This window comes from Arthrobacter gengyunqii (genome assembly GCF_023022985.1).
GTDB classification, from domain to species: domain Bacteria; phylum Actinomycetota; class Actinomycetes; order Actinomycetales; family Micrococcaceae; genus Arthrobacter_B; species Arthrobacter_B gengyunqii.
This window is the reverse complement of record NZ_CP095461.1, coordinates 2856165-2869419: the sequence shown is the minus strand read 5'-3', so window position 1 is coordinate 2869419 and position 13255 is coordinate 2856165. Positions and strand designations below refer to the sequence as shown.

Here is a 13255-nt window from a genome sequence, read left to right as displayed (position 1 = left end):
CTAGTTGGCGTGCAGGGCAGCGTTAAGTTCCACGCTTGCCCCGCTGCGGGCAAGGGCTTCCACTGCGCCGGTGGTGGAGTTGCGGCGGAAGAGCAGGTTCGGGACGCCGGAGAGTTCCACCGCCTTGACGATCTGCGGCTCCTCGCCGGGGACCAGCACGGACACCCGGGTGCCGGCCGTGACGTAGAGACCGGCTTCCACGACCGATTCGTTGCCGATGCTGATTCCGACACCGGAGTTGGCGCCCAGCAGCACACGCTCACCGAGAGCGATTTTCTCCCGGCCGCCGCCGGAGAGCGTGCCCATGATGGAAGCGCCGCCGCCCACATCGGTGCCGTTGCCCACCACCACACCGGCGGAGATGCGGCCTTCCACCATGGAAACGCCCAGGGTGCCGGCGTTGAAGTTCACGAAACCTTCATGCATGACCGTGGTGCCTTCGGCCAGGTGGGCGCCCAGCCGGACGCGGCCGGCGTCGGCGATCCGCACACCGGAGGGAACAACGTAGTCCGTCATCCGGGGGAACTTGTCCACGCCGTACACGGTGACGGGGCCGCGCGCCCGCAGCCGCAGGCGGACTGCCTCAAAGCCCTCAACCGCGCACGGTCCGAAGTTGGTCCAGACGACGTTGGGCAGCTTGCCGAAGATGCCGTCCAGGTTCAGTGTGTTGGGTGCGGCAAGGCGGGTGGAGAGCAGATGCAGGCGCAGGTACGCATCGGCGGTATCCGCCGGGGCGGCATCGAGGTCGATCTCGGTGCGAAGAACTGCGCCGTGCGTGCCGCGTATCGGATCAACCATGGCGTTTGCGGCGGCTTCGAGCTCGGCGCCGGGGGAGTTGGCGTCAGCCGAACCGGCTGCGTCCAGTGCATCGAGCACCGGCTGCGGATACCAAACATCCAACACCGTGCCGTCGTCGGTGATGGTCGCCAGGCCAAGGCCTGAAGCGATGCGGGCGGTGGGCGAGGAAGTGCTTGAAGTCATGGTTGCAAGTCTACCGAGCGGCAGCCTGCCAAGACTGGAGGACCAGCCCGCTTCCTGCCCTCCGCCTACGGATCGGTAGGGTGGAACCATGACACCATCCTCCTCCCGCCCCCTGGACATCACCCGCGACGTTGCCCTGCTCACCGCAGACCTCATGGACATGGAAAGCGTGTCCGGCAACGAGACGGAGCTGGCCAACGCGGTGGAAGCTGCGCTGCGCACCCTGCCGCATCTGGAGGTGGTGCGCGACGGCGACTCCATCATTGCGCGCACCTCACTGGGCCGCGCCGAACGGGTGATCCTCGCCGGGCACCTGGACACCGTTCCCCTGCCCACCGTTCCGGGCTCGCGCGGAACCGTTCCCTCATCCTGGGACGGCGAAGTGCTGTACGGCCGCGGAGCCACGGATATGAAGGGCGGGGTGGCCGTGCAGCTGGCACTGGCAGCCGAGCTGGCCACCCCGACACGGGACGTAACATACGTCTTTTACGACCACGAGGAAGTCGAAGCGTCGCTGTCCGGGCTGGGCCGGCTGCAGGAGAGCTTTCCGGACTGGTTGGAGGCTGACTTCGCCGTGCTGCTGGAACCCACCAACGGAACGGTGGAGGGCGGCTGCAACGGAACCATGCGCTTCCACGCCACCACCGCCGGCCGGGCCGCACATTCCGCCCGCGCCTGGATGGGGGAGAACGCCATCCACGCGGCAGCGGAAATCCTGACGCGGCTGCGCGATCATGAACCGGCCACCGTCTCTGTCGAGGGACTCGACTACCGGGAGTCGCTGAACGCCGTGAAGATCTGGGGCGGCACCGCCGGCAATGTGATTCCCGATGCCGCCACGGTTGAAATCAACTACCGCTTCGCCCCGGACAAATCGGTGGAAGAAGCCGAGGCCTACGTCCGGAACCTGCTGTCCGGATTCGATCTGGTCCGCACGGATGCCGCCGCCGGTGCCCGTCCTGGACTGGACCAGCCCGCCGCGGCGAGCTTTGTCGCCGTCGTCGGGCAGGAACCCAAGCCCAAGTACGGCTGGACCGACGTTGCCCGTTTCAGTGCCCTGGGTATTCCGGCCGTGAACTTCGGTCCGGGGGACGCCCTGCTGGCGCACACGGACAACGAACATGTCGAGGCGGATGCCGTGCGGGCCTGCCTGGCTGCGCTGCGGACCTGGCTGAGCTGACACAGCCACAGGCGGACAAGTAAAGGGGAGGACCGGCGCTGCCGGTCCTCCCCTTTGCCTGTCTGTTGGCTGTTGCTACTTCACCGGAGCTTCGATGCCCTCCGGGTCAATGGCCTCTTCGCGTTCCAGGAGCTTCCCCGCGCGCGCACCCAGCAGGCGGGAGAGCCGCTGGGCCGTGAAGGTCAGGAGCATGTTGATCACGATGAAGATGGCCGCGGCAACCAGGAGGGACGGCAGCATGTTGCCTTCACCGGCGCCCAGGCGCTGGGCGTTGGCCAGCAGATCCGAGTAGCCGATGATGTAGCCAAGAGCCGAGTCCTTGAGGATCACGACGAACTGGCCCAGCAGGGCCGGAAGCATGGCCACCAGCGCCTGCGGGATTTCGATGTTGCGCAGGGACTGGGACGGAGTAAGGCCAATTGCCAGTCCCGCTTCCCGCTGGCCCTTGGGCAGCCCGAAGACGCCCGAGCGCACCAGCTCGGCGATCACTGATCCGTTGTAGAGGGTCAGTGCCACCACCACGGCCCAGAACGGAGCGTCTGCAGCTTCCATGGGGGTGGACTTGGCGAAGAACTGGTACAGGAAGATCATCATCAGCAGCACCGGCACGGCGCGCAGGAACTCCACAACGACGTCGCACACCCACCGCAGCGGGGCAAGCCCGGAGAGACGGCCGAAGCCGAAAAGGAGTCCGAAGACAATGGAGGCCACGACGGCGACGCCGGCTGCCTTCAGAGTCTGCAGCAGCCCGGGAAGCAGTGTGTAGCGCCATGTCGACCACTCGAGGAACGGGGTCCACTTGGCGGACTCGAACTGGTCTTTTTCGGCCAGTCCGTTGACGACGACGGCGAGGATCCCCAGGACCAGCAGCGCGCCCAGGATGTTGAAGATCAGGATCCGGCGCTTGGCCTTGGGACCGGGGACATCAAACAGGACTGCCTGCGTGCTCATCGGCTAACCGCCAGTTTCTTTGATGCCCACGTGGTGAGCAGGCCGATGGGGATGACGATGACAACGAAGCCGAGGGCAAAGACGAGGAAGATCTGCGTCATGACGTCCGGCCGGAACTCAATCAGCGTCTTCATCAGCCCGGAGGCTTCAGCCACGCTGGCGGCAGCGGCCACTGTGGTGTTCTTGACCAGGGCGATCAGCACGTTGCCCAGCGGAACCACGGCGCCGCGGAATGCCTGCGGCAGGATGATCAGCCGAGCGGCGGGCAGGAAGGACAAACCAATGGACCTGGCTGCTTCCGCCTGGCCCAGGGGCACGGTGTTGACGCCGCTTCGGATCGCTTCGCACACAAAAGCGGCGTGGTAGACGCTCAGGGCCACGACTGCGAGCAGGAAGAAGTTCAGCGTGAAGTTGGAGCTGAGGTTGATCTGGAGCTGGCCCCACAAGCCGAGCACGGCGAAGACCATGATGATGGTCAGCGGGGTGTTGCGGAAAATATTGACGTAGGCGGTGCCGAACCAGCGCAGGCTGGCGATCGGCGAAATCCGCATGACGCCAAGGATTGTTCCGAGCACCAGCGACGCCAGGCCGGCCCAGAAGGCGAGCTGGATGTTGACCCAGAACGCGGCGGGGACGTCCTCGAAGAGGGTGAAGAAATCACCCATGTTGTACCTCTTCTATGGTGAAGTTCTGAGAAAGAACCGGTGCATGTGCAGGAAGGAACCTTCCTGCACATGCACCGCGGGTTGGAGCCGGCGAGTGAAGCCGGAGTCAGCGGTTAGGCGCAGGCTTCGGGTTCCGGCGGGTTCATAGCCGCGTTGTAGGTGTAGTCAGCACCTTCCGTGTTGGCCTTGATGGATTCTTCCCAGGAGCCGTCCTCAACCATCTTGCGGATGGCCGTGTTGATGGCCTCGCACTGGTCGCTGTCCTTGGAAATGCCAACGCCGTACTTCTCTTCGCTGAACGGGTTGCCGACCACCTTGAACTTGCCGGCGTTCGCGTCAGTGGACGCCAGGCCGGCGAGGATGATGTCGTCAGTGGTGACGGCGTCGATCTGGCCGCCCTGCATGGCGGTCACGCAGTTGGCGTAGCCGCCCTGCTCCAGCAGGTTCACGTCGGAGGCCAGGGTGTCCTTGACCTTCTGGGCGGAAGTGGAACCGGTGACGGAGCACAGGTTCTTGCCGTTCAGGTCCTCGGGGCCGCTGATGTCGGAATTGTCCGCGTTGACCAGCAGATCCTGGCCGGCAACGAAGTACGGTCCGGCGAAGGCCACGCGCTCCTTGCGGGCATCCGTGATGGAGTACGTCGCGAAGATCATGTCCACTTCGCCGTTTTCCAGCACGTTCTCGCGCTGAGCGGAGGGGGTTTCCTTCCACTCGATCTGGTCTTCGCCGTATCCCAGTTCCTGGGCTACGTACTTGGCGACGTCAACGTCGAAGCCGGTGTACTCGTTGCCTTCCTTGAAGCCCAGGCCGGGCTGATCAAACTTGATGCCGATGACGATCTTCTCTCCGTCGCCGGTTTCGCTGCTTCCGGCGTCGCTGCCGGAGTCGCCTCCGCAGGCGGAGAGGGTCAGTGCTGCTGCAGCGGCGAATGCCACTGCGGCGTAACGGGTCTTGCGCATGTTTGCTCCTTGCATAGCGGCCTCCCGGACGGGGTGGCCTAGCCTCAAGGGGTTTCCCCCAACTGGTGAATCCGGTACTGCGGTGGATCTGGTAGATCCGGTGAAGCGTTTTTAGTGGGCGAGGATCTTGCCGAGGAAATCCTTGGCGCGGGCGCTCTTGGGGTTGGTGAAGAATTCTTCGGGGGTGGCTTCCTCGACAATTTGCCCGTCAGCCATGAACACCACGCGGTCGGCAGCCTTGCGGGCGAATCCCATTTCGTGGGTCACCACGATCATGGTCATGCCTTCCTTGGCCAGGCTGACCATGGTGTCCAGCACCTCGTTGATCATTTCGGGATCGAGGGCTGAGGTGGGTTCATCAAACAGCATGACTTTGGGCTTCATAGCCAGGGCACGGGCGATCGCCACCCGCTGCTGCTGGCCGCCGGAGAGCTGCGCCGGCAGTTTGTTGGCCTGGTTGTCCACGCCCACCCGCTCCAGCAGTTCCATGGAGAGCTTCTTTGCTTCGGCGCTCTTCATGCCTTTGACCTTGACCGGTCCCAGGGAAACATTCTCAAGGATCGTCTTGTGGGCAAACAGGTTGAAGGACTGGAACACCATGCCGACGTCGGCGCGGAGCTTTGCCAGCGCCTTTCCCTCGGCGGGCAGCACCTTGCCGTCGATGGCGATCTCGCCGTCGTCAATCGTCTCCAGCCGGTTGATGGCACGGCAGAGGGTCGACTTTCCGGAACCCGAGGGGCCAATCACTACGACCACTTCGCCGCGGGCCACGTTGAGGTTGATGTTCTGCAGGACGTGCAGGTCACCAAAGTGCTTGTTGACGTTCTTGAGCGAGACAAGAGGTGCAGCAGGATCAGGCGTTGCGCCTTCGGTTGTGTCACGGGTCATAAGAAGAAAGATATCCAATGTTTGTGTCCGAAATGTGTCAGAGTCCACAATTTCTCCACAATCGTGACGCAAGAGCAACCAAACGTGTTCGCCGACACGCGTGAGAGCGCGGACATACATGTGGCTACCCTTGGAGCATGGAATTCAGCGACAACATCTCCCGAGGCCGGGATGCCAGCCCCCGCAAACGCGGACCGGTGGAACTGCGCAGGGCGCAGGCCCGTGCGCCGCAGTCGGACCAGTATCTGCTCGACGGCGCCGACCAGACGCACTTCACGCACACGGATCCGTGGCGGGTACTGCGCATCCAGAGCGAGTTTGTGGAAGGCTTCGGCACGCTGTCGGAGCTGGGTCCGGCCGTCAGCGTCTTTGGTTCCGCCCGCAGCATGCCGGGGTCTCCGTATTACAAGCTCGGCGAGGAAGTGGGACGGCTGCTTGCGGAAGAAGGGTTGGCTGTCATCACGGGCGGCGGCCCGGGGTCCATGGAGGCAGCGAACAGAGGGGCGGTCGAGGCTGGCGGCATCTCGGTGGGACTGGGCATCGAGCTGCCCTTCGAGACCGGCCTGAACGACTGGGTGGACCTGGGCATCAACTTCCGGTACTTCTTCGTACGGAAGACGATGTTCGTCAAGTACGCCCAGGGGTTCATCGTCCTGCCCGGCGGCTTCGGAACCATGGATGAGCTCTTCGAAGCCATGACGCTGGTCCAGACGCAGAAGGTCACCTCCTTCCCGATCGTCCTTATCGGCACCGACTTCTGGTCCCCCCTGATGGACTGGGTCAGGGGCACGCTGCTGGCCGAGGGGATGATCTCCGAGAAGGACCTCGCCCTGATCCACATCGTGGATGACCCGGCGGAGGCCGTGGAGCTGATGATTGCCGACAGTGCGGGGCACGTCGCGCCCTGACGCACCGCCTGCGGGGTGAGGGGGCAGCGGGTCCCCGTCTGGCACGATGGTCCTGTGACAACCTTCCTAGTTCTCGTGGCTTTTCTTGCTGCCGGCTCCGTGACACTCGCGGCAACCGGGCTTCGGCCCTGGCTCAGATCCGTTGCGGCGCCGGTCCGGCCTGCGGCGACCGCTGACCCCGGACTGGTGGAACCGGACCCCCGGCTGCCCCCGGTCCTGCTTCCGGACCAGGTCCGGCCCGACGACGTAGGGAAGCTGCGGTTCTCCGTGGCGTTCCGGGGTTACCGGATGGACCAGGTTGACGCCGTTTTGGCGCGGCTTGAGTCAGTGCTGGCGGAAAGGGACGCTGCCCTGGAGAAACGCTCCCCTCGGGATCCGGGGGCGCCGGCATGAGCACAGTGGCCGGTTCCGACGGGCTTCTTCGCTGCCCCTGGGCTGTCAGCAGCGCCGATTATCAGCAGTACCACGACGAGGAGTGGGGCCGGCCGGTCACCGGCGAAGCGGCTCTGTTCGAACGGTTGAGCCTCGAGGCCTTCCAGTCCGGCCTGAGCTGGATCACGATCCTGCGGAAGCGGCCTGCCTTCCGGAAGGCCTTTGCCGGGTTCGATCCCACTGTCGTGGCCCGGTTCACCGATGCGGACCGGGAGCGGCTGATGGCTGATGCGGGGATTGTCCGCAACCGGGCAAAGATCGACGCCGTCATCGCCAATGCCCAGGCACTCCTGGACCTGCCTGCAGGGGAGAGCCTGGAAACCCTGCTTGAGGCACACCGAGTTGACCCGGCGCGCCCGGCACCGAAGAGCATTTCCGACGTTCCCGCCGTCACCGAGGAGTCCACTGCGCTGGCCAAGGCGCTGAAGAAGCGCGGCTTCCGCTTTGTGGGTCCCACCACCGCCTATGCGATGCTGCAGGCCACCGGCTACGCCAATGATCATCTGGAAAGCTGCTGGGTCCGCCATGACGGATAGGTCGGTCCGGGAAGGGGACGGCCGGCCGCCGTCGGCCTCCAACGCCGCGTTGCTGCGCGCCGCCTCGCACCTTTCGGAAGCCGTCAGCCGTTGGCCGTGGTACCTGAGGGTCCTGGCCGTCTGGGCGCTTGCCCGCCTCTTTTCCTTCACCGTTTTCGTGGCCGTGGCCGCGCAGCAGGGACTGAACCCGTGGGGGTGGGAGGGACCGCCGTCGTACCTGCAGTTCATTGGCGCCTGGGACAGCGAGTGGTACCAGCGCATTTTTGCCGGCGGTTACCCGTCTGAAATCCCCCGCGACGAATCGGGCCGGGCGCAGGAGAACCCATGGGCGTTCTACGCCCTCTTCCCGGGGCTGGTCCGCGCGCTCGCAGCCGTGACCGGACTGGGCTGGGACGTCCTCGCACCCGTGGTGGCCACCGCTGCCGGGTTTGGCGCCGCGCTCATGGTGTACCGGCTCTTCGCGCTGCGGGCCTCGTCCGGCACCGCGCTCTGGGGCGTGGTCTTTGTGGCAGTCAATCCGGTGTCCCCGATCCTGCAGGTTCCGTACGCGGAGTCGCTGAACCTGCTGCTGCTGGCAGCATCGCTGTATCTGCTGATCACCCGCCGCTACCTGTCCGCCGTGCCGGTCGTTCTGGTGATGTGCCTGTCCAGACCCGTGGGTGTCGCCTTTGCGCTGATGATGGGCATCCTGTTCCTGCGCCGCTGGATTTTGCGGCGAAAGGAGGCCTTTCCACCGGCCGAGGCCTGGCGGATGGTGGTCCTGGGCGCTGCGTCCGGTGTGGGCGCCCTCGCATGGCCAGCCCTGGCCTGGCTTGTCACCGGTGATGTGCGCGCCTACACGGACACGGAAACGGCATGGCGGGGAGACACCCTGCTGGTCTTCAAGCCGTGGTTTGTCGAGGCAGAACGCCTCTTCGGTCCCGTCATGGGTCCGGTGACGCTGATTGCCCTGGTGGCCCTCACCTTCCTGTGCCTCAACTCCGGGCCGGTGCGCCGGCTAGGAGTGGAAATGCAGGTATGGTGCGCGGCCTACGTGATGTACCTTCTGGCCTTCCTGAATCCGTTGACCAGTACGTTCCGGCTGCTGCTGCCGCTGTTCCCGCTGGGCTTGGCACTGGCGTCCCTGAGCAGTTCCCGGGCCTACCGCGCGGCGGTCACAACGGCGTTCCTGGTGCTCCAGATTGTCTGGGTGGCCTGGCTTTGGCGCTGGACTCCGCTCCCCGGCGGAGGGGATTATCCACCCTAGTTTTGTGGCGCGGAACACAAGAAATTTCGTTTGCGCCGGGTTTGTGCGGAATAATGAAGGGCAATTGCCGCCGGAGCAGGTTTGAGGCCGTGCGACAGAGGTTACATGTGTGACTGGGGGCACAGCTCCCAGCGCACTGTGAAAGGGGAACTGGAACATGGCAGCGATGAAACCGCGTACAGGTGACGGACCAATGGAAATCACCAAGGAGGGGCGAAGCCTCATTCTGCGGGTGCCGATCGACGGCGGCGGCCGGCTCGTTGTTGAGCTGAACGCCGAGGAAGCGGGCAAGCTCAAGGATTGCCTGCTGGGCGCCACGAGCTAGGAAGCGAAACCATGCAGCGACTCCCCAGAGGATCCTCCCGGGCCACCCCCTCAACCGGGGCGGCTCCAGGGCCGAAAATGCCGGGCACAGCCATGACGGCAGTGTCCGCAGCGGAGCAGCTGAAGGCACGGACCGGCGCCCCCACCGCCGGCACCGGGCTGCAGCCGGCACCTGAGGAAGGGGTCGATGTCCTGGCAGTCGCCATCGCGGCGGCTCCGGAAACCTCGTCCAGGGAGGATACCGACGAAGCGCTGCATCCCACGCCGCAGCCCCGGCGGGGCGCTGTGGAAACTGCCCTTTGGTACGGCGTGGATGTGGCGGCCCGCGCCGCCACGGCAGGCGTTACCGGCAAGGCCGGTGAAACGCTGCTGGTGGAGCCGCCGTCGAGCAAAACCGGCGAGCTGCCGGCAAAACTGATTTTTGTGGGTGTGGGCGATGAGTCCGTCCAGAGCCTGCGCCGCGCAGGGGCGGCCTTGGCGCGGGCCACCAAGGGGGCGCACCTTATTCGTGCAGCGGTGGTCGACGGACTGGACCCAGCTGCCCAGCAGGCATTTGTTGAAGGCTTCCTGCTGGGTGGATACACTGCTCCCCGGCAGGGGAAAACCCCTGCAGGCCCGGCCATGGCCGGTGCCATGGAAGTCACCGGGCTGGATTCCGACGCCCTTCGCCTGGCACAGATTACCGCCAGGGCCGTGTGGCTGGCCCGGGACCTCACCAACCTTCCCCCCGACGTCGCAACCCCCGAATGGATGGCTGATCGCAGCCGCGCCGTCGCGGAGCGTGCGGGCCTGGAAATCACCGTGCTGGACGAGGCCGAACTGCTCCGGCAGGGATTCGGCGGCCTGACGGCTGTTGGATCCGGAGCCGCCAATCCGCCGCGGCTGGTGCAGGTTTCCTATCAGCCTTCTGCCAAGACTGCGGAACACGTGGTTCTGGTGGGTAAGGGAATAACCTTCGACTCCGGCGGCATCTCGCTGAAGCCCCGCGAGGCCATGATGAGCATGAAGATGGACATGGCCGGTGCCGCCGTGGTCCTGGCGGCGGTCGAGGCTGCTGCCGAGCTGGAGCTGCCGCACCGCGTCACCGGCATTCTGGCGCTGGCCGAGAATGCCATTGGCGCTTCGGCCTACCGGCCCGGTGACGTCGTCACCACGTACAACGGCACCACCGTGGAGATCGGCAACACGGATGCCGAGGGCAGGATGGTCCTCGCCGACGCGCTGGCTTATGCTGCGGCAGGGCTTGCTCCGGATGTTCTGGTGGACATTGCCACCCTGACTGGAGCTGCGGCTCTGGGATTGGGCCAGCAGTACGGGGCGGTCTTCTCCAACACTCCATACCTGCTGGAGGCGCTGGAGAAAGCGGGAGACACATCCGGGGACCGGATCTGGCCGCTGCCCCTGGTGCATGACTACGACTACGCTCTCGCCTCGGAGACGGCCGACGTGGCGCATGTGGCACCGCCGGCCCTCAAGTTCGGCGCCGGGGCTATTGTGGCCGCGCTGTTCCTGGAGAAGTTCGTCGACGGCGTTCCCTGGGTGCATCTGGACATCGCCGGCCCCATGAGCGCCCGTGCGGACAAACATGAAATCGCCAAGGGCGCCACCGGCTTTGGAACTCGCCTGCTCATCAGCTTTCTGCGGGACGCGTCCAACCTCCGGCGGCCCAGCTAACTGCAGGACGGGGTCAACTGAGAGACGGGCGGGCGCCTCCGTCTGTGTTCCGGCTGCTTGCTAGTTTGTCTTCACAGCCAGCAGAAGACCGTCGCCGGTGGGCAGCAACGACGACACAAGAGCGTCATTGTCCCGGATCACCTTGCCCACTTTTCGCATGGTGTTGGTGGTCTCTTCACGGATAGCCGGATCGGAGACTTTGCCGTGGTCCAGGGCATCGTTGACTATCAACAGTCCGCCGCGCTTGAGCAGCCGTACAGCCTGCGCCACGTAGAGCGGAAAAGAAGGCTTGTCGGCGTCGATAAAGACCATGTCGTAGGCTCCGTCGGTGAGCCGGGGAAGCACTTCAGCGGCACGGCCTGAGATGGTGCGGGTTCGATTGCCGGCCACTCCGGCCTCGCGGTAGGCCTCACGCGCTGCCCGGAGATGATCGACGTCGGAATCGATGGTCGTCAAAACCGACTGGCGGCCCAGCCCTCGCAGCAGGCATACGCCGGAGACACCGGCACCGGTGCCTACTTCCACCACAGTCTGGGCCTTGGACGCCGCTGCCAGGACGGTCAAGGCCGCTCCCACGCCAGTGGATATCGGTGAGACTCCCAGCTCGTAGGAGCGCTCCCGGGCGCGCAGCAGGACTTCGTCCTCGAAGGGAAGGCCCTCCGTGTAGGACCAGCTGGTCTGCTTGTCGGCGCTCATTCGAATCACTTTCGTTGGAAGGGGGGACCATGCTCAGTCAAGCTTAAGGCCCACCGTCTTCACCCTTGGCCTTGGATGGGAAGCACGCCGGCGGCAGCAGTGCAGCGGTACTTCCATGTGCGTGCCAAGAGTGCTAACAGAGAACTCCCAGATTGATGGGTCAACATAATTATGCAGGACACCAGCAAGGGGAGTCGTTTCGCCACAGGCGCAATGACATGACTTCACGGGAAGGAGGGCGGCTTTGTCCACGACCTCAGCAGCCGGCGGACCGGCTGCCTCCGAGTGGGTGCGACCCACCTGGGAAGAAGTAGTGCAGGCACACTCAGCCAAAGTATATCGGCTGGCGTACCGCCTGACCGGAAACCGGCACGACGCCGAAGACCTCACCCAAGAGGTGTTTGTCCGTGTCTTCCGCTCCCTGGAGAACTTCCAGCCCGGAACCCTGGACGGGTGGCTGCACCGCATTACTACCAATCTTTTCCTCGACCAGGCACGGAGGAAGAGCCGGATCAGGTTTGACGGCATGACCGAAGAAGCGGAAAGCCGGCTGCCCAGCAACGGGCCGGGACCGGAACGCAGCTTCGAGTTCAACAACCTCGACGTGGACATCGCCCGAGCGCTGGACGAACTTCCTCCTGACTTCCGAGCGGCCGTGGTTCTCTGCGATCTCGAAGGCCTGTCGTATGACGAGGTTGCCCGTGCACTGGGAGTCAAGCTTGGCACTGTCCGTTCGCGTATTCACCGCGGCCGGACCATGCTGAAAGAGAAACTGGCCCACCGCGATCCCCAAGTCCGTACCCAAACCGGTCCCCGGCTCAAGCTTCCACGCGTGGCGGGCGCCAACTGACTCCATGCGACATCCCAAACGACTCCTGCAGGAGTACCTGGACGGCCAGGCCAACCCGGCCCGTGCTGCTGCACTCCAGGCACACCTTTCCCGATGCGCCGCCTGTCGTTCCGAAGCTGCCCGCGAACGGCGCCTGCGGGCACGCCTGCGCTCACTGGAAGTTCCCGAGCCCAGCCCTCTGCTGCGCGAACGGATCGAACGCACCGCGCAGATGGCTGGCGACACGGCGCCTGACGGTTATGCCCAGCAGCCGGTTCCCTCGGGTGGCGGCCGCCACCGGCTCGTGACCGCCACCGGTGTCGTTGCCGCCGCCGTAGGCCTGGTTCTGTCCACCGCATATCTGCTGGGAGGCTGGGCGCAGCCGCCTGCCCTGCAGCAGGCAACGCCGGGCCTGGCGGCCGTATGGAGCGAGGTCACCGGAGGAACCCCGGATGATGAGCTGGCCCCGGAACAGCTGGCAGAACTGCGTTCCCGCGGATGGGCCTGCCCGGAACTGGCTGCGGCAGGATTGTCCGTGGCGGGAGCACGGGCTGGCCTGGTTGACGGGCATCCTGCAGTCATCATGACGCTGGAAGGCAACGGAAACAGTGTCACCGTTTATGAGACCCACCCGGGTTCCTGGTCCGAAGAGACTGTCGTAGACGGTGTCAGTGGGAAGCCGGTGACCGAGGAAGGCTTCGTCCTGCAGGAACAGAGCCCGGGCCGCCCTCAAATCTGGATGCATCCGCAGCGTCCTCATCAGGCAGTCGTCGCATCGAGCCGGGTCACCTACACCCTGGCCGCGTCACCGGACGTCCTCGACGAAGCGGTCAGCGAGATTTCCCTCACCGAATCATCCCGGCTGGTGCTGCACGCCCGGGATACCGCCTATGGCGTGTGGGACCGGATCAAACGCGGATTGTCCGTCATGACAGGCACCGGAGAACAGGAATGACCCGACAGCAGGGAAACCTCCCGCCATGTCC

15 protein-coding genes are annotated in these 13255 nt (G+C 65.0%); 9 read left to right on the top strand and 6 right to left on the bottom strand.

Annotation, left to right across the window (positions count from 1 at the left end):
* Positions 1-981 carry a 2,3,4,5-tetrahydropyridine-2,6-dicarboxylate N-succinyltransferase gene (dapD, locus tag MUG94_RS13090; RefSeq protein ID WP_227906509.1) on the bottom strand — a complete coding sequence of 327 codons (981 nt, stop codon included), beginning with the start codon at positions 979-981 and terminating at the stop codon, positions 1-3.
* A gap of 88 nt (positions 982-1069) precedes the next feature.
* Between dapD and dapE the strand changes: the two genes are divergently transcribed.
* Complete coding sequence (gene dapE, locus MUG94_RS13085) at positions 1070-2161, top strand: succinyl-diaminopimelate desuccinylase (RefSeq protein WP_227906507.1); 1092 nt, start codon at positions 1070-1072, stop codon at positions 2159-2161.
* A 75-nt stretch (positions 2162-2236) separates the two neighbouring features.
* On the opposite strand, the gene MUG94_RS13080 is transcribed toward dapE, so the two are convergent.
* From MUG94_RS13080 to MUG94_RS13065, 4 genes are all read right to left on the bottom strand, one after another.
* Complete coding sequence (locus MUG94_RS13080) at positions 2237-3112, bottom strand: amino acid ABC transporter permease (RefSeq protein WP_227906505.1); 876 nt, start codon at positions 3110-3112, stop codon at positions 2237-2239.
* The gene (locus tag MUG94_RS13075; RefSeq protein ID WP_227892207.1) at positions 3109-3777 is read right to left on the bottom strand and encodes an amino acid ABC transporter permease; all 669 of its coding nucleotides are present in this window, start codon (positions 3775-3777) and stop codon (positions 3109-3111) included. Before MUG94_RS13075 ends, MUG94_RS13080 begins: the two co-directional genes overlap by 4 nt.
* A 113-nt stretch (positions 3778-3890) precedes the next feature.
* Positions 3891-4736 (bottom strand): glutamate ABC transporter substrate-binding protein, encoded by an 846-nt coding sequence (locus MUG94_RS13070; RefSeq protein WP_227892206.1) that lies wholly within the window; start codon positions 4734-4736, stop codon positions 3891-3893.
* A gap of 111 nt (positions 4737-4847) precedes the next feature.
* On the bottom strand, positions 4848-5624 hold the full coding sequence (locus MUG94_RS13065; RefSeq protein WP_227892204.1) for an amino acid ABC transporter ATP-binding protein: 777 nt from the start codon (positions 5622-5624) through the stop codon (positions 4848-4850).
* Between the two features lie 137 nt (positions 5625-5761).
* Between MUG94_RS13065 and MUG94_RS13060 the strand changes: the two genes are divergently transcribed.
* The 6 genes from MUG94_RS13060 to MUG94_RS13035 all read left to right on the top strand — a co-directional run bounded on the left by MUG94_RS13060 (position 5762) and on the right by MUG94_RS13035 (position 10744).
* Positions 5762-6532, top strand: a complete 771-nt coding sequence (locus MUG94_RS13060) for an LOG family protein (RefSeq protein WP_227906504.1) — start codon at positions 5762-5764, stop codon at positions 6530-6532.
* Between the two features lie 54 nt (positions 6533-6586).
* Positions 6587-6925: a DivIVA domain-containing protein gene (locus MUG94_RS13055; protein ID WP_227892202.1), complete on the top strand. Its 339-nt coding sequence runs from the start codon at positions 6587-6589 to the stop codon at positions 6923-6925.
* Positions 6922-7500, top strand: a complete 579-nt coding sequence (locus MUG94_RS13050) for a DNA-3-methyladenine glycosylase I (RefSeq protein WP_227906502.1) — start codon at positions 6922-6924, stop codon at positions 7498-7500. Before MUG94_RS13055 ends, MUG94_RS13050 begins: the two co-directional genes overlap by 4 nt.
* Positions 7490-8746, top strand: coding sequence for a hypothetical protein (locus MUG94_RS13045; protein WP_227906500.1), 1257 nt, complete (start codon positions 7490-7492; stop codon positions 8744-8746). Before MUG94_RS13050 ends, MUG94_RS13045 begins: the two co-directional genes overlap by 11 nt.
* A 157-nt stretch (positions 8747-8903) precedes the next feature.
* Positions 8904-9071 (top strand): DUF3117 domain-containing protein, encoded by a 168-nt coding sequence (locus MUG94_RS13040; protein ID WP_104052619.1) that lies wholly within the window; start codon positions 8904-8906, stop codon positions 9069-9071.
* A 77-nt stretch (positions 9072-9148) separates the two neighbouring features.
* The gene (locus MUG94_RS13035) at positions 9149-10744 is read left to right on the top strand and encodes a leucyl aminopeptidase family protein (RefSeq protein ID WP_227906498.1); all 1596 of its coding nucleotides are present in this window, start codon (positions 9149-9151) and stop codon (positions 10742-10744) included.
* 60 nt (positions 10745-10804) lie between these two features.
* Here the strand turns inward: MUG94_RS13035 and MUG94_RS13030 are convergent, their stop codons facing one another.
* Positions 10805-11440: an O-methyltransferase gene (locus MUG94_RS13030; RefSeq protein ID WP_227892196.1), complete on the bottom strand. Its 636-nt coding sequence runs from the start codon at positions 11438-11440 to the stop codon at positions 10805-10807.
* Between the two features lie 244 nt (positions 11441-11684).
* On the opposite strand from MUG94_RS13030, the gene sigE reads away from it, so the two are divergent.
* Both sigE and MUG94_RS13020 read left to right on the top strand, forming a co-directional pair.
* Positions 11685-12290, top strand: a complete 606-nt coding sequence (gene sigE / locus MUG94_RS13025) for an RNA polymerase sigma factor SigE (protein ID WP_227906496.1) — start codon at positions 11685-11687, stop codon at positions 12288-12290.
* Between the two features lie 4 nt (positions 12291-12294).
* On the top strand, positions 12295-13224 hold the full coding sequence (locus MUG94_RS13020) for a zf-HC2 domain-containing protein (protein ID WP_227906494.1): 930 nt from the start codon (positions 12295-12297) through the stop codon (positions 13222-13224).
* The last annotated feature ends 31 nt before the right edge of the window (positions 13225-13255 follow it).

What these genes read in the sequence shown, in the direction of transcription:
- MUG94_RS13035 (WP_227906498.1), top strand. Translation starts at nt 9,149, where the DNA reads ATGCCGGGCACAGCCATGACGGCAGTGTCCGCAGCGGAGCAGCTGAAG.
- MUG94_RS13040 (WP_104052619.1), top strand. Translation starts at nt 8,904, where the DNA reads ATGGCAGCGATGAAACCGCGTACAGGTGACGGACCAATGGAAATCACC.
- MUG94_RS13030 (WP_227892196.1), bottom strand. Translation starts at nt 11,440, where the DNA reads ATGAGCGCCGACAAGCAGACCAGCTGGTCCTACACGGAGGGCCTTCCC.
- MUG94_RS13080 (WP_227906505.1), bottom strand. Translation starts at nt 3,112, where the DNA reads ATGAGCACGCAGGCAGTCCTGTTTGATGTCCCCGGTCCCAAGGCCAAG.
- MUG94_RS13065 (WP_227892204.1), bottom strand. Translation starts at nt 5,624, where the DNA reads ATGACCCGTGACACAACCGAAGGCGCAACGCCTGATCCTGCTGCACCT.
- MUG94_RS13020 (WP_227906494.1), top strand. Translation starts at nt 12,295, where the DNA reads ATGCGACATCCCAAACGACTCCTGCAGGAGTACCTGGACGGCCAGGCC.
- MUG94_RS13070 (WP_227892206.1), bottom strand. Translation starts at nt 4,736, where the DNA reads ATGCGCAAGACCCGTTACGCCGCAGTGGCATTCGCCGCTGCAGCAGCA.
- MUG94_RS13045 (WP_227906500.1), top strand. Translation starts at nt 7,490, where the DNA reads ATGACGGATAGGTCGGTCCGGGAAGGGGACGGCCGGCCGCCGTCGGCC.
- MUG94_RS13060 (WP_227906504.1), top strand. Translation starts at nt 5,762, where the DNA reads ATGGAATTCAGCGACAACATCTCCCGAGGCCGGGATGCCAGCCCCCGC.
- dapE (WP_227906507.1), top strand. Translation starts at nt 1,070, where the DNA reads ATGACACCATCCTCCTCCCGCCCCCTGGACATCACCCGCGACGTTGCC.
- MUG94_RS13075 (WP_227892207.1), bottom strand. Translation starts at nt 3,777, where the DNA reads ATGGGTGATTTCTTCACCCTCTTCGAGGACGTCCCCGCCGCGTTCTGG.
- dapD (WP_227906509.1), bottom strand. Translation starts at nt 981, where the DNA reads ATGACTTCAAGCACTTCCTCGCCCACCGCCCGCATCGCTTCAGGCCTT.
- MUG94_RS13050 (WP_227906502.1), top strand. Translation starts at nt 6,922, where the DNA reads ATGAGCACAGTGGCCGGTTCCGACGGGCTTCTTCGCTGCCCCTGGGCT.